20 protein-coding genes are annotated in these 19621 nt (G+C 70.9%); 16 read left to right on the plus strand and 4 right to left on the minus strand.

What is annotated here, in order from left to right; all coding sequences use genetic code 11:
- Positions 1–64 precede the first annotated feature (64 nt).
- From M2283_RS13035 to M2283_RS13080, 10 genes are all read left to right on the plus strand, one after another.
- The gene (locus M2283_RS13035; RefSeq protein ID WP_280876332.1) at positions 65–1093 is read left to right on the plus strand and encodes an MBL fold metallo-hydrolase; all 1029 of its coding nucleotides are present in this window, start codon (positions 65–67) and stop codon (positions 1091–1093) included.
- Between the two features lie 344 nt (positions 1094–1437).
- Positions 1438–2712, plus strand: a complete 1275-nt coding sequence (locus M2283_RS13040) for a prenyltransferase/squalene oxidase repeat-containing protein (RefSeq protein ID WP_280876333.1) — start codon at positions 1438–1440, stop codon at positions 2710–2712.
- Positions 2709–3368 carry an SCO2322 family protein gene (locus M2283_RS13045; protein WP_280876334.1) on the plus strand — a complete coding sequence of 220 codons (660 nt, stop codon included), beginning with the start codon at positions 2709–2711 and terminating at the stop codon, positions 3366–3368. The genes M2283_RS13040 and M2283_RS13045 overlap by 4 nt, the downstream gene beginning before the upstream one ends.
- The gene (locus M2283_RS13050) at positions 3361–4470 is read left to right on the plus strand and encodes an energy-coupling factor transporter transmembrane component T (protein ID WP_280876335.1); all 1110 of its coding nucleotides are present in this window, start codon (positions 3361–3363) and stop codon (positions 4468–4470) included. Before M2283_RS13045 ends, M2283_RS13050 begins: the two co-directional genes overlap by 8 nt.
- Positions 4467–6104, plus strand: coding sequence for an ABC transporter ATP-binding protein (locus tag M2283_RS13055; protein ID WP_280876336.1), 1638 nt, complete (start codon positions 4467–4469; stop codon positions 6102–6104). Before M2283_RS13050 ends, M2283_RS13055 begins: the two co-directional genes overlap by 4 nt.
- Positions 6101–6964 carry an ECF transporter S component gene (locus tag M2283_RS13060; protein WP_280876337.1) on the plus strand — a complete coding sequence of 288 codons (864 nt, stop codon included), beginning with the start codon at positions 6101–6103 and terminating at the stop codon, positions 6962–6964. Before M2283_RS13055 ends, M2283_RS13060 begins: the two co-directional genes overlap by 4 nt.
- Before the next feature lie 290 nt (positions 6965–7254).
- A complete protein-coding gene (locus M2283_RS13065) occupies positions 7255–7674 on the plus strand; it encodes a transglycosylase SLT domain-containing protein (protein WP_280876338.1) in 420 nt (139 codons plus the stop codon).
- 93 nt (positions 7675–7767) lie between these two features.
- The gene (locus M2283_RS13070; protein WP_280876339.1) at positions 7768–8508 is read left to right on the plus strand and encodes a YoaK family protein; all 741 of its coding nucleotides are present in this window, start codon (positions 7768–7770) and stop codon (positions 8506–8508) included.
- A gap of 42 nt (positions 8509–8550) precedes the next feature.
- A complete protein-coding gene (locus M2283_RS13075) occupies positions 8551–9318 on the plus strand; it encodes a hypothetical protein (protein WP_280876340.1) in 768 nt (255 codons plus the stop codon).
- On the plus strand, positions 9315–9974 hold the full coding sequence (locus M2283_RS13080; RefSeq protein WP_280876341.1) for a Fic family protein: 660 nt from the start codon (positions 9315–9317) through the stop codon (positions 9972–9974). The genes M2283_RS13075 and M2283_RS13080 overlap by 4 nt, the downstream gene beginning before the upstream one ends.
- Positions 9975–9983: 9 nt before the next feature.
- Here the strand turns inward: M2283_RS13080 and M2283_RS13085 are convergent, their stop codons facing one another.
- A complete protein-coding gene (locus M2283_RS13085) occupies positions 9984–10349 on the minus strand; it encodes an ATP-binding protein (protein ID WP_280876342.1) in 366 nt (121 codons plus the stop codon).
- A 120-nt stretch (positions 10350–10469) separates the two neighbouring features.
- On the opposite strand from M2283_RS13085, the gene M2283_RS13090 reads away from it, so the two are divergent.
- Positions 10470–11306, plus strand: coding sequence for a helix-turn-helix domain-containing protein (locus M2283_RS13090; protein WP_280876343.1), 837 nt, complete (start codon positions 10470–10472; stop codon positions 11304–11306).
- Entirely contained in the window at positions 11278–11472 is a 195-nt protein-coding gene (locus M2283_RS13095; RefSeq protein ID WP_280876344.1) for a DUF397 domain-containing protein, read from the plus strand. Before M2283_RS13090 ends, M2283_RS13095 begins: the two co-directional genes overlap by 29 nt.
- Here the strand turns inward: M2283_RS13095 and M2283_RS13100 are convergent.
- Positions 11456–12625, minus strand: a complete 1170-nt coding sequence (locus M2283_RS13100; protein ID WP_280876345.1) for a steroid 3-ketoacyl-CoA thiolase — start codon at positions 12623–12625, stop codon at positions 11456–11458. The two genes, M2283_RS13095 and M2283_RS13100, sit on opposite strands and share 17 nt — an antisense overlap.
- Before the next feature lie 229 nt (positions 12626–12854).
- Here M2283_RS13100 and M2283_RS13105 point away from each other — a divergent pair, with 229 nt between their 5' ends.
- Positions 12855–14090, plus strand: coding sequence for a cytochrome P450 (locus tag M2283_RS13105; RefSeq protein ID WP_280876346.1), 1236 nt, complete (start codon positions 12855–12857; stop codon positions 14088–14090).
- Positions 14091–14172: 82 nt separating this feature from the next.
- Here the strand turns inward: M2283_RS13105 and M2283_RS13110 are convergent, their stop codons facing one another.
- The gene (locus M2283_RS13110) at positions 14173–16227 is read right to left on the minus strand and encodes a bifunctional glycosyltransferase 87/phosphatase PAP2 family protein (RefSeq protein WP_280876347.1); all 2055 of its coding nucleotides are present in this window, start codon (positions 16225–16227) and stop codon (positions 14173–14175) included.
- Between the two features lie 284 nt (positions 16228–16511).
- On the opposite strand from M2283_RS13110, the gene proP reads away from it, so the two are divergent.
- Both proP and M2283_RS13120 read left to right on the plus strand, forming a co-directional pair.
- Complete coding sequence (proP, locus tag M2283_RS13115) at positions 16512–17891, plus strand: glycine betaine/L-proline transporter ProP (protein ID WP_432423083.1); 1380 nt, start codon at positions 16512–16514, stop codon at positions 17889–17891.
- A gap of 118 nt (positions 17892–18009) precedes the next feature.
- Positions 18010–18681 carry an O-methyltransferase gene (locus M2283_RS13120; protein ID WP_280876349.1) on the plus strand — a complete coding sequence of 224 codons (672 nt, stop codon included), beginning with the start codon at positions 18010–18012 and terminating at the stop codon, positions 18679–18681.
- A gap of 54 nt (positions 18682–18735) precedes the next feature.
- On the opposite strand, the gene M2283_RS13125 is transcribed toward M2283_RS13120, so the two are convergent.
- Positions 18736–19128: a hypothetical protein gene (locus tag M2283_RS13125; RefSeq protein ID WP_123999553.1), complete on the minus strand. Its 393-nt coding sequence runs from the start codon at positions 19126–19128 to the stop codon at positions 18736–18738.
- A gap of 81 nt (positions 19129–19209) precedes the next feature.
- Between M2283_RS13125 and M2283_RS13130 the strand changes: the two genes are divergently transcribed.
- Complete coding sequence (locus tag M2283_RS13130; protein WP_280876350.1) at positions 19210–19620, plus strand: DUF1992 domain-containing protein; 411 nt, start codon at positions 19210–19212, stop codon at positions 19618–19620.
- Position 19621 lies beyond the last annotated feature (1 nt).

Raw genomic sequence — 19621 nt, forward strand, 5'->3', positions numbered from 1 at the left:
GACTCGGGCTCCCATCGAAACGCGTTCTAGTTATAGTGGCCGGGACGCGGCGATAGGGGAACCCATGGCGGAGACGGCCGATCACGGCGGCGGCGTACGGTCGATCAAGGTCTTCATTCCGGACAACCCCCTCGGCCACACCCTCGTCTACGTCGTCGACACCGACCGCGGGCCCGTGCTGATCGACACCGGCTGGGACGACCCCGCCTCCTGGGACACGCTCGCCGAGGGGCTGGCCGGATGCGGTACCTCGGTCGACGAGATTCATGGCGTGGTCGTGACCCATCACCATCCCGATCATCACGGGCTGTCGGGCAAGGTGCGGGAGGCGTCCGGGAGTTGGATCGCGATGCACGCGGCGGACACGGCGATCGTGCGGCGGACGCGGGAGACGCGGCCGGGGCGGTGGTTCTCGTACATGACCGCCAAGCTGATCACCGTCGGCGCGCCCGAGGAGCATGTGGCGCCGCTGCGTGACGCCGCTCCGCGCAGCACCCTGCCGGGCTTCTCCCCCGCGCTGCCGGACCGCGAGATCGTCCCCGGTGAACTTCTGGACCTGCCCGGTCGGCGGCTGCGCGCGATCTGGACGCCGGGGCACACGCCGGGTCATGTCTGCCTCCATCTGGAAGAGCAGCACCCCTCCCAACTCCCGGGCAACGGGCGCCTGTTCTCCGGTGATCACCTGCTCCCGGAGATCACCCCGCACATCGGTCTCTACGAGGATCCCGACGACGGCACGATCACCGATCCGCTCGGCGACTACCTCGACTCCCTCGAACGCATCGGCCGGCTCGCCCCCGCCGAGGTGCTCCCCGCCCATCAGTACGTGTTCACCGACGGACCGGGCCGCGTAAGGGAGTTGCTCGACCACCACGAGGAACGGCTCACCGGTCTGCGCGCCCTCCTCGTCGAGCCGCTCACCCCCTGGCAGGTCGCCGAGCGCATGGAGTGGAACCGGCCCTGGGCCCAAATCCCGTACGGATCACGGAACATCGCGGTCTCGGAGGCAGAGGCGCATCTGCGGCGACTGGTGAAGCTGGGGCGCGCGGAGGCGGTGCCGGGGACGGAGCCGGTGACGTACGTGGCCGTCTGAGCGGAGGAGGCGGAGGAGACGGATGCCGCGACCGTGACATACGTACGGCCGGTCGGCCGTCGCGCGGGCTCACAGGGCGTTCTCAGGGGGCCGGTTACGGGCGGGTACAGTGGGCCGGTCGCCATCATGCCCGTACGGGGGAAAGCCGGTGCAATTCCGGCGCTGACCCGCAACCGTGAGCCGGTCCGCGAGGGCCGGTGAGCCGGATCGCCCCGCGCGGATCGTGACCGGCTCAGGTGTGTCGGCAGCCCGTCGGCGCACGGCACCGTCGAGGCATACGGAGCCGAGCCGCCCGGGGTTCCCGTGCGCCTGCCCGGCTCCCGCAGGAGAGGCATCCGCCGATCATGAACGTCGTCCGCCGCAACGTCGCGGCCCTGGCCGCCGCCACAGCAGTCATCGGCTCCGCAACACCCGCCTTCGCCGCGACGCCCTCGCCCTCGCCGTCCGTGGCGATCCCCGCCGGGCTCTACGGCACCGCCGACCCGACCTACGACGGCGTCTGGCGTCAGTCGCTCGCCCTGATCGCGCAGGACGCCGTGGGCGTGGTCCCGGCCGACAAGGCGGTGACGTGGCTGGCCGGGCAGCAGTGCGGGAACGGTGCCTTCGGCGCCTTCCGTGCGGACGCCGGGAAGCTCTGTGCCGCCGACACCAACAGCACCGCCGTCGCCGTACAGGCCCTTGCGGCGCTGGACGGTCATGACTCCGCGACCGGCAAGGCGCTGGACTGGCTGAAGTCCGTGCAGAACAAGGACGGCGGCTGGGGGTACGCGGCGGGCGGGCCCAGCGACGCGAACTCGACGTCCGTCGTCATCGGCGCGTTCGCCCAGGCCGGGCAGAAGCCGCAGGACATCCGCAAGGGCGGCACCTCCGGCAGCTCCGGCAAGTCCCCCTTCGACGCCCTGCTCGCGCTCGCGCTGCCCTGCACCGGGGCCGACGCCGGGGCCTTCGCCTACCAGCCGGACAAGAAGGGCGCGCTCACCGCCAACGCGGACGCGACCGCGGCGGCGGTCCTGGGCGCGCTCGGCAAGCCCATAACCGGTTCCGGCACCGAAGGCGCCAAGGGCACCGCCCACACCGCGACCCCGTCGCCGTGCACGAAGACCTCCGACCCCGAGCAGGCCGCCTTGAACGGCGCCGGTTATCTCGCCAAGGCCCTCGCCAAGGACGGTCACCTCACCTCCGCCCTCCCCGGCGCCGAGGACCAGCCCGACTACGGCAACACCGCCGACGCGGTCGTCGCCCTCACCTCGGCCGGCCTCACCGACCAGGCCGGGGCCGCCGTGCGCTGGCTGGAGGCGAACTCCGCGAAGTGGGCGGCGCAGGCAGGACCGGCGGCGTTCGCGCAGTTGATCCTCGCCGCCACCGACGCGGGTTCCGATCCCCGGGACTTCGGCGGGCAGAACCTGGTCGACCTGCTCGACGCGACCGGCCCGACGCCGAAGAAGGTGCCCGACGCGCAGGGCACCGCCACCGCCACCGCGAGCCCCGGCACCAAGTCGGCGGACGGGGACGACGACGGCACCCCGAAGGCCGTGTGGGCGGTCGGCGGCGGGCTCCTGCTCGGTGCCCTCGTCGGCGCCGCGCTGATGTTCCGCGGCCGACGGCGGCAGCAGCCGTGACCCGCCCCCGCGCCCACCACGCCCTACGCCTCGCCGCCCTCCTCCTCACCCTGGCCGCCGCCGTCGGCCAGGCCGTCCCGGCCCAGGCCGCCGGTTACCGCTACTGGTCCTTCTGGGACCGCACCGGCGACACCTGGACCTACGCCACCCAGGGCCCCTCCACCGCCCGCCCCTCCGACGGTGACGTCCAGGGCTTCCGTTTCTCCGTCAGCGAGGACTCGTCGGACTCGGCACGGCCGCGCGGGGCGGCGGTCTTCTCCGTCATCTGCGCGCGGACGCCGGCCAAGGACGGCGAGAAGCGCGTCGCCCTCGTCATCGACTTCGGTACGGCGGCGGACGCCCCGTCGGGCGAGACACCGCCGGCCCGTCGTACGGCCTGTGCGCGGGTGGCGTCCGACGCGACGACGGCGCAGGCGCTCGCCTCCGTCGCGAAGCCCCTGCGGTACGACACCGGCGCGCTGCTGTGCGCGATCGCGGGGTATCCGCGGACGGGGTGCGGGGAGCAGGTGTCTGCCGGGAAGAAGCCGGCGACGAACACCGAGGCGCCGAAAGGCGACGGCGGCGGACCCTCGGTCGGGCTGTGGGCCGGTGCCGGGGCCGTCGCCCTGCTGGGTGCGGCAGCGGTGTGGCAGGCACGGCGACGCAGGCATGGCTGACGGCCGCGGCTCCCAACTCCACCCCGGCGCCTGGTGGTTGTGGGCCCTCGCCCTCGGTACCGCCGCCACCCGCACCACCAACCCCCTCCTCCTCGCCCTGCTCATCGCGGTCTCCGCGTACGTCGTGGCCACCTGTCGCCCCGACACCCCCTGGGCGCACTCCTACTCGGCCTTCGTCAAGCTCGCGCTCGCCGTGCTGCTCATCCGGCTGTTCTTCGCGGTCGCCCTCGGCTCCCCCATCCCCGGCACGCACGTGCTCGTCACGCTCCCCGAAGTCCCGCTCCCGCACTGGGCGCAGGGCATCCGGCTCGGCGGCGAGGTGACCGCGGAGGCGCTCGTCTTCGCGCTCTACGACGGTCTGAAGCTGGCCACTCTGCTGATCTGCGTGGGCACGGCGAACGCGCTCGCCAACCCGGCCCGGCTGCTCAAGTCCCTGCCGGGCGCCCTGTACGAGATCGGCGTGGCGGTCGTCGTCGCGCTCACCTTCGCGCCGAACCTCATCGCCGACGTCCAACGCCTGCGCGCCGCGCGCCGGCTGCGGGGCCGTCCCGACAAGGGCGTCCGCGGCCTCCTCCAGGTCGGACTCCCGGTGCTGGAGGGCGCGTTGGAGCGTTCCGTCTCCCTCGCCGCCGCGATGGACGCCCGCGGGTACGGCCGCACCGCCGACGTGCCCGCCCCGGTCCGGCGTACGACCGCCGCCCTCACCCTCGGCGGGCTGCTCGGCGTCTGTGCGGGGACGTACGGGCTGCTCACCGCCGAAGGGGGCACGTACGGGCTGCCGTTGCTGCTCGTGGGGCTCGCAGCGGCGCTCGGTGGGCTGCGGCTGGGGGGTCGGCGCAGCATCCGTACCCGTTATCGCCCCGACAGTTGGGGGGTGCGAGCCTGGCTGGTCGCCGGTTCCGGGGCGGCCGTGGCCGCGCTGCTCGCCCTCGCGGCGAGCGCCGATCCGGACGCGCTGCACCCCGGTGTCGTCCCGCTGGTCGCGCCCGCCCTTCCGCTGTGGCCCGCGGCGGCCGTACTGCTCGGCCTGCTGCCCGCGTTCGTCGCACCCTCGTCCGCCCCCGCCCCCGCCCCTACTTCCGCCCCCAAGGAGCCGTCGTGATCCGCTTCGAGGATGTCTCCGTGACCTACGACGGAGCCGCCGAACCCGCCGTCCGGGGCGTGGACTTCGAGGTCCCCGAGGGCGAACTCGTCCTGCTCGTCGGCCCGTCGGGCACCGGCAAGTCGACGATCCTCAACTCCGTCAGCGGTCTCGTCCCGCACTTCACCGGCGGCACCCTGCGCGGTCGCGTCACCGTCGCAGGGCGGGACACCCGTACGCACAAGCCGCGTGAACTCGCCGACGTCGTGGGCACGGTGGGCCAGGACCCGCTCTCGCACTTCGTGACGGACACCGTCGAGGACGAACTCGCCTACGGGATGGAGTCGTTGGGGCTGGCGCCGGATGTGATGCGCCGCCGCGTCGAGGAGACCCTCGACCTGCTCGGCCTCGCCGATCTGCGCGACCGCCCGATCGCCACGCTCTCCGGCGGGCAGCAACAGCGCGTCGCCATCGGCTCGGTGCTCACCCCGCACCCCCGGGTCCTGGTCCTCGACGAACCGACCTCCGCCCTCGACCCGGCCGCCGCGGAAGAGGTCCTCGCGGTACTCCAACGTCTCGTCCACGACCTCGGTACGACGGTCCTGCTGGCGGAACACCGACTCGAACGGGTCGTCCAGTACGCCGACCAGGTCGCCGTCCTACCCGCCCCCGGCGCCGCCCTTCTGCTCGGCACACCGGCCGAGATGATGGCCGTATCGCCGGTGTATCCGCCGGTGGTCGGCCTGGGGCGACTGGCCGGTTGGTCTCCGCTGCCGCTGTCGGTCAGGGATGCGAGGCGGCGGGCGGGGGATCTGCGGGAGCGGTTGGCGGGGGCGGTGCGCGAGGTGCCGTCCGGCACACGGCCCACCCCCTCTTCGTCAGCTCCCTCTCCCTCAACTCCAGCTCCCATCGCGGAAGTTCGAGCCCTCGCCGTCCGTCGCGCCCGCGTCCAAGCTCTCCGCCACGTCGACCTCACCGTCACCCCCGGCGAGACCGTCGCTCTGATGGGCCGCAACGGAGCCGGCAAGTCCACGCTGCTCGGCGCACTCGTCGGGCTGGTCGAACCGAGCGGCGGGACGGTCCGCGTCGGTGGCCTCACCCCGCACCGCACGCGGCCCAAGGACCTCGTACGCAAGGTCGGTCTCGTGCCTCAGGAGCCGCGCGATCTGCTCTACGCCGACACGGTCGCCGGCGAGTGCGCGGCGGCCGACCGGGACGCGGACGCCGAGCCCGGCACCTGTCGGGCCCTCCTCTCGGACCTGCTCCCCGGTGTCGCCGACGACACCCACCCCCGCGACCTCTCCGAGGGCCAGCGACTCACGCTCGCGCTGGCCGTCATACTGACCGCACGCCCGCCCCTGCTCCTGCTCGACGAGCCGACGCGGGGTCTGGACTACGCGGCGAAGGCGCGGTTGGTACGGCTGTTGCGGTCGCTCGCCGCCGAGGGCCACGCGATCGTCCTCGCGACGCACGACGTGGAACTGGCGGCCGAACTCGCCCACCGGGTGGTCCTGTTGGCCGAGGGCGAGGTGATCGCCGACGGTCCGACGACCGAGGTGGTCGTGTCCTCGCCGTCCTTCGCCCCGCAGGTGACGAAGATCCTGGCCCCGCAGCAGTGGCTCACGGTCACGCAGGTGCGGGAGGCGCTCGGATGACCGGCCGATGGACCAGGAAGGCGACCCCGCCACCACCCGGCACCACGACGACCCGCCAGGCCCGGGCCGTCCGCCTCGGCCCCCGTTCCGTCGCCGCCCTCGTCCTCGTCAGTGCCGTCGGAGTCGTCGGGTTCGGTTGGCCCTTTCTCGCGCCGCCCGGGTCTCAGGTCGGGGCGCATGCGCAGGATGCGCCCTGGTTGTTCGCCGGTTTGTTGGTGCTGTTGGTCGGGGTCGTGGCGGCGACGATCTCGGAGTCCGGGCTGGGCCCGAAGGCGGTCGCCATGCTGGGCGTGCTGGCGGCGACCGGGGCCGCGCTGCGACCGATCGGGGCCGGGACCGCCGGCCTTGAGCCGATGTTCTTTCTGATGGTGTTGAGCGGGCGGGTACTGGGGCCCGGCTTCGGGTTCACCCTCGGCTCGGTCACCATGTTCGCGTCGGCGCTGCTGACGGGCGGGGTGGGGCCGTGGCTGCCGTTCCAGATGCTGGCGATGGGGTGGTTCACGATGGGCGCGGGGCTGCTGCCGGGCCAGGACCGGCTGCGGGGCCGTAGCGAGCTGGCGCTGCTGGCCTGCTACGGCTTCCTGGCCGCGTTCGCCTACGGCACGATCATGAATCTCGCCGGGTGGCCCTTCATGAGCGCGCTCGCCTCGGGCATCGGCTTCGATCCGCAGGCCGCGGTCCCGGCCAACCTGGCCCGTTTCGTCGCGTACTGCGTGGCGACTTCGCTGGGCTGGGACCTGGGCCGGGCGGTCGTCACCGTCGTCCTCACCCTCACCGTCGGCCCGGCCGTGCTCAAGGCGCTACGCAGAGCCACCCGGCGGGCCGCGTTCGAGACCGCGGTCACATTCGAGGTCGGTTGAGCGGTGAACCACCCCACATGACCCACATCACCAACTATCTCACCTCGTAGGGCATATCGGACGCCATGCGCATGCCATAACCCGCCCTGACCTGCACTTTGAGAGCCAGGTCACACGACCCCCCAATCCACCCGATTCGACCACAACTAGTAAAAGGGGTCATTGCGGACGCCCTCCAAGCCTGTTTCTCTGGACAACGTCGCACGGCGCCGACGTGCCCCTCAGGGCCTCGGCGCCGACGCATGCCGAAGGTGTGCGCGACCGTCCCGTCCCCGAAGAAAAGGTTCCTCGTGATCGTCTCCCGCATCGCCCGCAGCATCGCGTCCCCGAAGAAGGCCCTCGCCTCCGCCGCCGTGGCCGCCGCCACCGCCGGCATGGTGCTGACCGCGGCTCCCGCCCACGCCGCGACCGCCGACTCGGCCACCGAGGCCAAGGCGATCGCGCACAAGCTGATCCCGAGCTCCGCGCAGTACAACGCCTTCAGCAACATCGTCGAGCACGAGAGCGGCTGGGACGTCGACGCCAGCAACTCCTCCTCCGGCGCCTACGGCCTGGTCCAGGCCCTCCCCGGCTCCAAGATGTCCTCGGCGGGATCGGACTGGAAGACCAACGCCGCGACCCAGATCAAGTGGGGCCTCGACTACATGAACTCCCGCTACGGCAGCCCGAGCGGCGCGTGGGCCTTCTGGCAGGCGAACGGCTGGTACTGAGCCGTCCCCCAGTGGCTTCGCGCACAGCCGCCCAAGTAAAAGTGCCCTCCAGGTCGGACCGACCAGGGGGGCACTTCGTGGTTGTCTGGGTCGATGAGCGCCAGTCCCGAGACGCCTGAGACGCCTGACACACCGGAGACGCCCGAGTCACCGGAGACGGCCAAGGGGCCCGACCCCGAAGCCCGCGGCCTGCGGCTCGTGCTCGTGTTGCTGGGGCTCACCGTCGTCAGTGGCGTGATCGACGCGGTGAGTTATCTGGGGCTCGGGCATCTCTTCACCGCCAACATGACCGGCAACGTGGTGGTGCTGGGCTTCGCGGCGGCCGGGGCGCCCGGGTTCTCGGTGCCGCACACGGCGACCTCGTTGGGGTGCTTTCTGGCCGGCGCGGTCGTCGGAGGGCGGGTCGAGGGGCGGTTGGGTGGCGGGTCGCGGCGGCGGTGGGCACGGCTCACGCTGGCCGCCGAGGCACTGTTCGTCGGCGCCGCGGCGGCCGTAGTCTTCGCCGCGCCGCACGCCGGCGGGACCCGCTACACCGCGATCGGCCTCACCGCCTTCGCGATGGGCCTGCGCACCGCGACCGTCCAGAAACTCGGCGTTCCCGGCCTGACGACCACGGTCGTCCTCACGACCACCCTGACCGGTCTCGCCGCCGAGTCCCGCGTGGGCGGCGGCCCCGGCACCCATGCCCAGCGCCGTACGGCCTCCGTGATCTCGTTGTCGCTCGGCGCCTTCCTCGGCGGCTGGCTGGTGATCCACCACGGCCTCGGCATCCCCCTCCTGATCGCCGCCGGGGTGACCGGGGTACTGGCGCTCGTGGCGTCGGGACGGGACTAATTGGGTTGAGCGCGGGGGCGCCCTTCATGGAACGTCTGTGCGGTGACCCTGGAGCTCCGCCCCCACGACCTCGCCTGGACCGACGTCGACCCCCGCACGCACGCCTTCGACCACGCCGACGCGCCGGACATCGTGCGCGCGCTGGACCCGGCGAGCCGGGTCCCGGTACGGCCGACCCAGAAACGTACGTCCGAACCCGTCGAGGCCGCCGAGCAGTACCGCAGGCTCTGCCACTGGTCCCACAACGAGGGCTGGAGCTGGGCCGACGACATGACCGAGGCTCTGGTCGAGCGGTACGGCAGGTGGAGCACGGGCTGGCGGTGGGCGCACGACGAGGGGGACCTGGGCGGCGGACCCGTAGGCGCCTGGTGCTGCACCCTGCACTCGATCACCACGCCCGAGGAGACCCTGGAGCGGGTCGCCGCCGCGCTGTGCGAGTGGCGGGAGTGGCTGGAGTACCTGGCGAGGTGGTTCGACCGCTATCCCCTGGACATGCTGCCCGCGCCCGCCACCCACCACCTGATCCTCCAGGTCCTGGACCGCACCGGCTCGGGAGACGCCTGGTACGCCCACTGCCGACAGGTCCTGACCTGGTACCTCACTCGCTGGGACACGGACCCGACGACCGCCCGCGCGCTGGTCGAGGAGGCGATCGGCGGCCGGTTCGAGAGCTGGACCAGGCCGGAGGGGAAGCTGCTGGACGACGTATCGGAACAGCTCGCCACCGCGCTGGGCGCCGAAGAACCGGCCGACCCCAGCGGCACGTACACCTACACGTCCGCCCGCATCCAGTCCCACCTCGACGAATGACCGTCGGCCCCACCACCCCGGACCACCTCCGCACCTGGCTCACCCTCCGCACCCAGGTGCCCTGGCACCAGGCCCGACCGGTCGCCCTCCCCACCCGCCGCCCCGCCCGCGACGGCGCCGTCCACGACATCCGCACCCATGACCACGCCCGTTCCCCGCACCGCGCGGACTCCCTGCTGACCGCGCTCACCCTGGCCCGCGCCGACGCGGAATCCGGTACGCCGCTGACGTTCGCCACGCTCAGCGCCTGGCAGCGGCGCGTCCTGGACGTCCCCGAGGCCCCGTTCCGCCGACACCCGGCCTACGCGAAGGCGGGCCGCGAGCGGTACGGGATCGGCACGGACCTCCCGCCCCTGCTGGACGCCTGCCTGGCCGAGGCGGAAGCCGGTGCGGGAGTTGGTGCGGGAGTTGGTGCCGAGGCCTCTCCCCTCCCCCTCACCGCCCGCGCGGCCCGTGCCTACCTCGACGTCTGCTTCTTCCACCCCTTCGACGACGGCAACGCCCGTTCGGCCTTCCTGACCCTCACGTACGTGCTGGCCCGCGCCGGCGTCACCCTCGAACAGGTCGGCCCCGTCCGCCGCATCCAACGTCACGCCGACGACCCCGAGGGCGCGCTCGCGCTGGCCGACCTGCTGGCCATCCTCATCGGCCGATAACCTGGCCCGTCACCGTTTCCAGCACTCGAACCACACTCTTTTCCCGCCCTCGCTCACCCGCTCCGCACCCCACTTGTCGGCCACGGCATCGAGCAGTACGAGCCCACGAGCGCCCTCCGCGTCCATGGACAACTCGGCTGCCATCACCGGCAGTTCGGGCACCCCATCGGACACCTCCACTCTCATCCCGGCCGCCACCCGCAGCATCAGTACGGTGCAACGGCGGTCCGGGACATGGCGGACGACGTTGGTGATCAGCTCGCTGACGCCCAACTCCGCGGCGTCACACAGCTCCAGCAGCTCCCACTCGTCGAGCAGGGAGCGCACGATACGGCGAATGTGACGTACCGAGTGCTCGCCTACGGTCAGGCGCATACGGTACGTGGGGGGAAGGTATCCGTTCACAGGACGAGAGTGACGCCGACTGACTACCCTGGGCTACCGAATGGACACAACCGGTCCGATTGTGGGCCGAGTTGCCTGAGGGGGCCCTGCGTGACCAACATCAACGTCCTCGACCCCGGCGCCTCGCCACTCGACTACTACGGCTTCGAACTGCGCCGTTACCGCGAGGCGGCGGGCCTCACCCAACGGCAGCTCGGCGACATCGTCAACTACACCGGGTCACTGGTCGGCCAGATCGAAACGGCGAGGAAGTTGCCGACGCGGGAGTTCAGCGAGCGGGTGGACGCGGCGTTGGGGACGGGCGGGGCGCTTTCCCGGCTCGTGGAGCTGGTACTGCGAAGTCAACTCCCGGCCTGGTTTCAGCAAGTGGCGGAGCTGGAGGTGCGGGCCACTGAGATCTGCAGCTTCCACACGCACCTGATCCACGGTCTTCTGCAGACGAAGTCCTACGCGCGTGCCGTGCTCGGAGTGCTCGACAGCACGAACCTCGACGACCGCACAGCCGTCCGGTTGGCTCGGCAGAGCATCTTCGAGAAGGAGACTCCGCCGGTCTACTGGCTGGTGCTCAGCGAGGCCGCACTGCACCAGGAAATCGGCGGTCCGGAGGTCATGCGAGTTCAACTGGCGCACCTGTTGTCCTTCGAGCACAACTCCAGGATCAACATCCAGATCCTGCCGTTCTCAGCCGGGGTACACGCGGGACTACAAGGCTCGTTCGACATCTTCCGCTTCGCGAGCGACCCGACCATCGTCTATACGGAGGGCTACGGCAGCGGCCATCCGACCGCAAACCCAGACACCGTCAAGGACTGCTCACTCCGTTACGATCATCTCCGGGCCGCCGCGCTGTCTTTGAAGGACTCGGCGGAGCTGATCCGGCGAGTGATTGAGGAACGCTATGGGGAACAACGCGACTCAGTGGCGTAAGTCCAGCTACAGCGGTGACCAGGGCGGCTCCTGCGTCGAGGTCGCCGAATCGCCCGGCGAAACCGTTGCCGTCCGCGACTCCAAGAACCCGGCGGGGCCAACCGTCAAGATCGACCCCGCCGCATTCACCACGTTCCTGAACTGGACGTCTACAGCCGCTGAATGATCGTGCCGGTGGCCAAACCGCCACCCGCGCACATCGTCACCAGCGCGAACTCCTTGTCCGCGCGCTCCAGTTCATGCAGGGCCGTCGTGATGAGCCGGGCACCCGTCGCTCCCACCGGGTGCCCGAGCGCGATCGCACCGCCGTTCACGTTGACCTTCTCCAGGTCCTGCTCGAAGACCTGTGCCCAGCTCAACACCACTGACGCGAACGCCTCGTTGATCTCGACGACGTCGATGTCCTTCAGCGTCATGCCCGCCTTGCCGAGCACGGCCCGCGTGGCATCGATCGGCCCGTCGAGGTGGAAGTGCGGGTCGGCACCCACCAGAGCCTGTGCGACGATCCGCGCCCGGGGCTTCAGCTTCAGGGCGCGAGCCATCCGTTTCGACGCCCACATGATGGCCGCCGCTCCGTCGGAGATCTGCGACGAGTTGCCCGCCGTGTGGATCGCCGTCGGCATCACCGGCTTGAGGCGGGCCAGCGCCTCCATGGACGTGTCGCGCAGCCCCTCGTCCTTGTCGACGAGCCGCCACATGCCCTGACCGGCCTGCTGCTCCTCCTCCGTGGTCGGCACCTGGACGGCGAACGTCTCGCGCTTGAAGCGTTCCTCGGACCAGGCGTTGGCCGCCCGCTCCTGCGAGATGAGGCCGAGCGAGTCGACGTTCTCCCTGGTCAACCCACGGTGGCGGGCGATGCGTTCGGCGGCCTCGAACTGGTTGGGCAGGTCGACGTTCCACTCGTCGGGGAACGGCTTGCCCGGGCCGTGCTTGGAGCCCGAGCCCAGCGGGACACGGGACATCGCCTCGATACCGCAGCTGATGCCGACGTCGATGACGCCGGCCGCGATCATGTTGGCGGTCATGTGCGAGGCCTGCTGCGAGGAGCCGCACTGACAGTCGACGGTCGTCGCCGCCGTCTCGTACGGCAGGCCCACGGTCAGCCAGGCCGTGCGCGCGGGGTTCATGGACTGTTCGCCGGCGTGGGTGACGGTGCCGCCGACGATCTGCTCGACCGCGTCGGCGGGAATGCCGGTGCGGCCCAGGAGTTCGCGGTAGGTCTCGCCAAGAAGGTAGGCGGGGTGCAGATTGGCTAGCGCGCCGCCGCGCTTGCCGATGGGAGTGCGTACGGCTTCGACGATCACGGGTTCCGCGGCCATGGGGGTGGATCCTCTCCATCCGGTACCCGCGCGGCGCGGGCGTCCCGGCCCACCCGCCACGCAGAACTAGTACGTGTTCTAGTTCTTTGTGCAGTCTGCTGACAGTCCGTCCCCAACCGCAAGGGGCGTGCAGGTAATTAGGGCTGCCATACCCCTTGCCTCTTGTAGAACCCGTTACTACCTTCACGGCAATTCCTGATGGACCGTCAGAACTCAGCTGGAGACACCCATGCCCTGTCCAGCTCTCCCCGACGGGTTCGACCTCACCGACCCCGACGTGCTGCACCACCGCGTTCCCCTACCGGAGTTCGCCGAACTGCGCCGGGTCGAACCGGTCTGCTGGATCCCCCAGCGGGCCAACATCGCCGGCTTCCAGGACGAGGGCTACTGGGCCGTGACCCGGCACGCCGACGTCAAGTACGTGTCCACGCACCCGGAGTTGTTCTCCTCGACCACCAACACGGCGATCATCCGCTTCCACGAGCACATGGAGCGCGACGCGATCGACGCCCAGCGCCTGATCCTGCTCAACATGGACCCGCCGGAACACACCCGGGTCCGCCAGATCGTGCAGCGCATCTTCACCCCGCGGGCCATCCGCGCCCTGGAGGACCGCCTGCGCGACCGCGCCCACTCGATCGCACAGAACGCCCGCACCCACCCCGGCCCCTTCGACTTCGTCACCGAGGTCGCCTGCGAACTGCCCCTCCAGGCCATCGCCGAACTCATCGGCATCCCGCAGGACGACCGCACCAAGATCTTCGACTGGTCCAACAAGATGATCTCGTACGACGATCCCGAGTACGCGATCACCGAGGAGGTCGGCGCCGAGTCGGCCACCGAACTCATCGCCTACGCGATGAACATGGCCGCCGACCGCAAGCAGTGCCCGGCCAAGGACATCGTCACCACGCTGGTGGCCGCGGAGGACGAAGGGAACCTGAACTCCGACGAGTTCGGCTTCTTCGTCCTGATGCTGGCGGTGGCCGGCAACGAGACGACCCGCAACGCGATCACCCACGGGATGCACGCCTTCCTCACCCATCCCGAGGAGTGGGAGCGCTACAAGCGGGACCGCCCGGCGACGGCGGCCGAGGAGATCGTCCGCTGGGCCACCCCGGTCAACGCCTTCCAGCGCACCGCGACCCAGGACACCGAACTCGGCGGCAAACTGATCAAGAAGGGCGACCGGGTCGGCGTCTTCTACGCCTCGGCCAACCACGACCCCGAGGTCTTCACCGACCCCGACTCCTTCGACATCACCCGCGACCCCAACCCCCACCTCGGCTTCGGCGGCGGAGGCCCGCACTACTGCCTCGGCAAGTCGCTGGCCATCCTGGAGATCGACCTCATCTTCAACGCGATCGCCGACGCCCTCCCGGACCTCACCCTGGCGGGCGACCCCAGCCGGCTGCGCTCCGCGTGGATCAACGGCGTGAAGCACCTCCAGGTCCGCACCGTCTGACCTGGCCCGACACACTCGGGCCGGCGGCCTTCCCGGCGCCGTCGGCCCGTCTCGCGTGCTCGGGTCCCACGTACCCCGGATCTCACGTGCTCGGAGCCGGCTCCTTCGCGGGCTCTCGCCGCTCGTCGGCCTTCTCGGCCGCCTTCCGCGTGAATTCGGCCCGCGGTCCCTGGAGCAGGTACGACAGCCCGAACCCGGCGCCGACGACCGCCGCGCCGCCGACCGCGTCCAGCACCCAGTGGTTGCCGGTCGCGACGATCGCCGAGACGGTGAAGAACGGGTGCAGCAGGCCCAGCGCCTTCATCCACCACTTCGGCGCGATGATCGCGATGACGACACCGCACCACAGCGCCCAGCCGAAGTGCAGGGACGGCATCGCCGCGTACTGGTTGGTGAGGGCCGTCAGCGTGCCGTAGTCCGGCTTGGAGAAGTCCTGGACGCCGTGCACGGTGTCGATGACGCCGAGGCCGGGCAGCAGCCGCGGCGGGGCCAGCGGGTAGAGCCAGAAGCCGACCAGGGCGAGCAGGGTCGCGAAGCCCAGGGACGTACGGGCCCAGCGGTAGTCGACCGGGCGGCGCACATACAGGACGGCCATGACGCTCAGCGGGACGACGAAGTGGAAGGACTCGTAGTAGAAGTCGAAGAAGTTCCGCAGGAAGTCGACCTTCACCACCGCGTGGTTGACCCAGTGCTCGATGTCGATGTGCAGGAAGCGCTCGATGTCGAGGATCTGGTGCCCGTGCTCCTCCGCCCGCACCCGGCCCGCCGAGTTGGAGCCGCCGGTCGCCGCGAGGCGGACCTTCTGGTAGGCGGCGTAGGTGACGCGGATGAGGAGCAGTTCCAGCAGGAGGTTCGGGCGGGTGAGGACCCGGCGCAGGAACGGCAGCAGCGGTACGTGCTTGAGGCGGGCCGGCACGGGGGCGGCGTACTCGGTCGGGATCGGTGAGCGGTAGTACGGCGAGGTGCGGGACAGGAACGGGATGACGGTGGCCGCGGCGAGGGCGGCGAGCAGGACGACGTTGTCACGCAGGGCGTACATCGCCGACATGTTCGGCAGCATCATCTTGGCCGGCAGCGTCATCACCAGGACGACGGCGACCGGCCACACGTACCGGTCGGAGGCGCGCTTGCCGACCCGCCCGACGACCGCGAGCAGCACCCACAGCAGCTGGTGCTGCCAGGTGGTCGGGGACACGGCGATGGCCGCGCAGCCGGTGACGGCGACCGCGAGGAGCAGCTGTCCGTCGCGCGCGTAGTGCACGGCGCGGCGCACCCCGAGGACGGCGACGGCGGCGCCGAGCGTCAGGAAGAGCGCGATCTCCAGCGGCCCGGACAGGCCCAGGCGCAGCAGGGCGCCGTGCAGGGACTGGTTGGCGAGGTCGTCGGCGGGCCCGCCGAGGCCGGTGCCCGCCATGTGGTGCACCCAGTAGGTGTACGAGTCGTGCGCCATCGCGGCCCAGGCGATCGCCGTACACGCGACGAAGGTGACCCCCGCGGAGACGGCGGCGCGGCGGCGGCCGGTGAACCACAGGAGCGGCGCGAAGAGCAGCACGGTCGGCTGGAGGGCGGCGGCGATGCCGATCAGCAGGCCGCCGGTCCGCTCGCCGCGTACGGCGAAGCAGCCGAGCAGCACGAGCAGGACCGGGATGATGCTGGTCTGGCCGAGCCAGAGCGTGTTGCGCACCGGCAGCGACAGCATGAGCAGGCTGATCGCGACGGGCGCGGCCAGCAGCGAGCTGCGGCGGGTGACGGGCTTGGGCAGGGCGCGGGCGGCGATCAGGCCGAGGGCGACCACCAGGAGCAGGGTGCCGAAGGTCCAGCCCCAGCCGAGGGCCTGTTCGGCGGCCTTGGTCAGGGGCTTGAGGACGAGTCCACCGAAGGGGGTACCGGTGAAGCGCGTCGAGTCGTACAGCGACCCGTTCACGTGCAGGACACCGTTGGGACCGACCCAGGTCTCCAGATCCGTCAGCCGATCGCCCTCGGGAGTGCTCAGGACGACGACCACCTGGCGGACCGCCAGGACCGCGGCGACCAGCCACAGACCCAGGCGTGCCGCCCGCAGTCGCCCTCTGACGGCTCCGGCGGTCGTCGCCCGGAAGGCATCCGCCGGTCGCCCGCTGTGCTCCACGTTCGCCACGCCTCGTAGGCCTCCCGCCCCGTTTTCTGTGTACCCCCACAGAGAGACGCAGGCTACCCCGGCTTCACCTGTCGTCCGTTCTCCTTTTGTCTGGACGACGATAGTGCGCCGGAGGTTGGGTTGCCTGGGCGAGACGCGAGATGGATCACAGCGGAAGCCACCGGGAACCGCTCCGGAACGCCCGGACGGGCCTGCGTACACCGCGTTTGAGTACCCTGCGCGACCCCGTGCACACGCCAGGTAGGTGCCCGAAGTGCCCCTATCGTCGATTTGATATGTCCCTCCTGGAAACAAACTCCGTTCCCCCGTCCCCGTCCCCCGCCCACTCCCCGACCGCCACCCGCGCGTCGGACGTCACCGTCACCGATCCCGCGCTGGTCCGGCGGGCCGTGAAGGCCGCCGCGCTGGGCAACGCGATGGAGTGGTTCGACTTCGGCGTCTACAGCTACATCGCGGTGACGCTGGGCAAGGTCTTCTTCCCGTCCGGCAACCCCACCGCCCAGCTGCTGTCCACCTTCGGCGCCTTCGCCGCGGCCTTCCTGGTCCGCCCGCTCGGCGGCATGGTCTTCGGCCCGCTCGGCGACCGGATCGGCCGCCAGAAGGTCCTCGCGCTGACGATGATCATGATGGCCGCGGGCACGTTCGCGATCGGCCTGATTCCGTCGTACGGGTCGATCGGCGTCGGCGCCCCGCTGCTGCTCCTGGCCGCGCGGCTTGTCCAGGGCTTCTCGACGGGCGGTGAGTACGCGGGCGCGTCCACCTTCATCGCCGAGTACGCGCCGGACCGGCGGCGCGGGTTCCTGGGGAGCTGGCTTGAGTTCGGCACACTGGCCGGTTACATCGGCGGCGCGGGCCTGGTGACGGTGATGACGGCCCTGCTGTCCACGGACGACCTGACGTCCTGGGGCTGGCGGATCCCGTTCCTGATCGCGGGCCCGATGGGGATCATCGGCCTGTATCTGCGACTGCGCCTGGAGGAGACCCCGGCCTTCGCCGCCGAGGTCGAGAAGGCCGAGGCGAACCGCCCGAAGGTGCCGCTGCGCGAGATGGTGACGGGCCAGTGGAAGGCGCTGCTGCTGTGCATGGGCCTGGTCCTGGTCTTCAACGTCACCGACTACATGCTGCTGTCGTACATGCCGAGCTACCTCACCAGCGAGCTCAAGTACGACGAGACGCACGGCCTGCTCGTGGTCCTGGGCGTGATGGCGCTGATGATGATCGTCCAGCCCTTCGCCGGCGCCCTGACGGACCGCATCGGCCGCCGCCCGGTGATCGCGGCGGGCTGCGCGGGCTTCCTGCTCCTGTCGGTCCCGGCCCTGCTCCTGATCCGCCAGGGCAGCCTGGTGGCGGTCGCGCTGGGCATGGCCGCCCTGGGCCTGCTCCTGGTCTGCTTCACGGCGGCGATGCCGTCCGCGCTGCCGGCTCTGTTCCCGACGAGGGTCCGCTACGGCTCCCTCTCCATCGGCTTCAACGTGTCGGTGTCGCTGTTCGGCGGCACGACCCCGCTGGTGGTCACGGCCCTGGTAGGCGCGACCGGCGACCTGATGATGCCCGCCTACTACATGATGGCGGCGGCCGTGATCGGCGGCTTCGCCGTCTGGCGGATGACCGAGTCGGCGGGCCGACCGTTGCCGGGCTCGGCACCCTCGGTGGAACCGCGGTGATGAAGCGCTGACGACGCACTGCCGACGCACTGACGGGGAACCCGTACAGGGCTATATTCGTTAGCGCACCTAGTTAGAAACTCTAACTAGCCATACGTCATACGGGAGGCGCGGACTCATGAGCGAGTCGCAGGTCTGGGATGCCGTCGACGACTACTTCACCACCCACCTCGCCCCGGAGGACGACGCCCTGACGGCGGCCACCCGCGACAGCGAGGCCGCCGGGCTGCCGCACGCCGCGGTGACCGCGCCCCAGGGCAAGCTCCTGCAACTCCTCGCCCAGATCCACGGCGCCACCAGGATCCTGGAGATCGGCACCCTGGGCGGCTACAGCACCATCTGGCTGTCCCGCGCGCTGCCCGCCGACGGCCGCCTGATCTCCCTGGAGTTCAGCGCGAAGCACGCCGAGGTCGCGACCCGCAACATCGCGCGGGCCGGCCTCGACGGCCTCGTCGAGGTGCGGGTGGGCCCCGCCCTGGAGTCGCTGCCCAAGCTGGTCGACGAGAACCCGGCCCCCTTCGACCTGGTCTTCATCGACGCCGACAAGGGCAACAACCCGCACTACGTCGAGTGGGCGCTCAAGCTGACCCGCCCCGGCAGCCTGATCGTCGTCGACAACGTCGTCCGGGACGGCCGGGTCACCGACACCGACAGCACCGCGGCGGACGTGGTGGGCACCCGCGCCGCCATCGAACTGATCGGCGCGCACCCGAAGTTGAGCGCCACGGCGATCCAGACGGTGGGCGCCAAGGGCTACGACGGCTTCGCGCTGGCGCGGGTGCTGGCGTAGCGCTCGGCGCCCACGTGAGCTTCACGGGCGGTGGACTTCAGGCCCTCGGGGGCCTCAACCCTCGTGATAGAAGCCGACGTTGACGCTGCGCGGGGCGGTGCGGTCCTGGACGACGATCTCGCCGCTGCCGCCCCGGGGCAGCGTCACGCTGCCGCCGTAGACCAGGGGCTGTGCGTACTCCCCCACGATCAGGCGGACTTCGGACGACGGGTCGGGCTGCGAACCGCGCAGCCAGGAGACCTGCCAGACGCCCTCGGGGCCGCACAGGAACTCCAGATGGACCCGTGAGACGAACAGCCAGTCGTCCGGCGTCACCAGCCGGCACACGGACTTGTCCCGCCCCACCCGGAGCACGGCACCGGGTTCGCTCGGCGCATCGGCCATGAGCATGCCGGCCGTGGCCCCCTCTTCCGTCCCGGAGACGGTGGCCATGGTGAGTTCGAGCACGCGGCGCTCCTCCTGAAGTGTCCTTATGCAGCCGCCGCATGATAAATCGCCCGGCCATGTCGCGTCCGGCACAATGGACTCATGACCGAGCGAAAGCCTCCCGGCGTACCGTTCGATTCCTGGGTGGACAGGCAGATCCGCGACGCGGAGGCACGCGACGACTTCGCCAAGCTGCCGGGCGCCGGCAAGCCCCTGCCGAACGGCGCGGACACCTCGTACGACGAACTCTGGTGGATCAGACAGAAGTTGGCCCGCGAGGGCTACTCGGTCCTGCCACCCACCCTGGCCCTGCGCAAGGAGGCCGAGGACGCGCTCACGGCGGCGTACTCGGCCCCTTCGGAACGGATCGCCCGCAAGATCATCACCGAAGTCAACGCCAGGATCCGCGAGATGATGTTCAAGCCGCCGCCCGGCCCTCCCCTGGGCATGAAGCCCTATGACGTCGAGGACGTCGTCCGTGAGTGGCGGGAGCGGCGGCCGGCCGAGGGGTAGT

The sequence above is a fragment of the Streptomyces pseudovenezuelae genome (assembly GCF_029892565.1).
In the GTDB taxonomy this organism is placed as follows: Bacteria; Actinomycetota; Actinomycetes; order Streptomycetales; family Streptomycetaceae; genus Streptomyces; species Streptomyces pseudovenezuelae_A.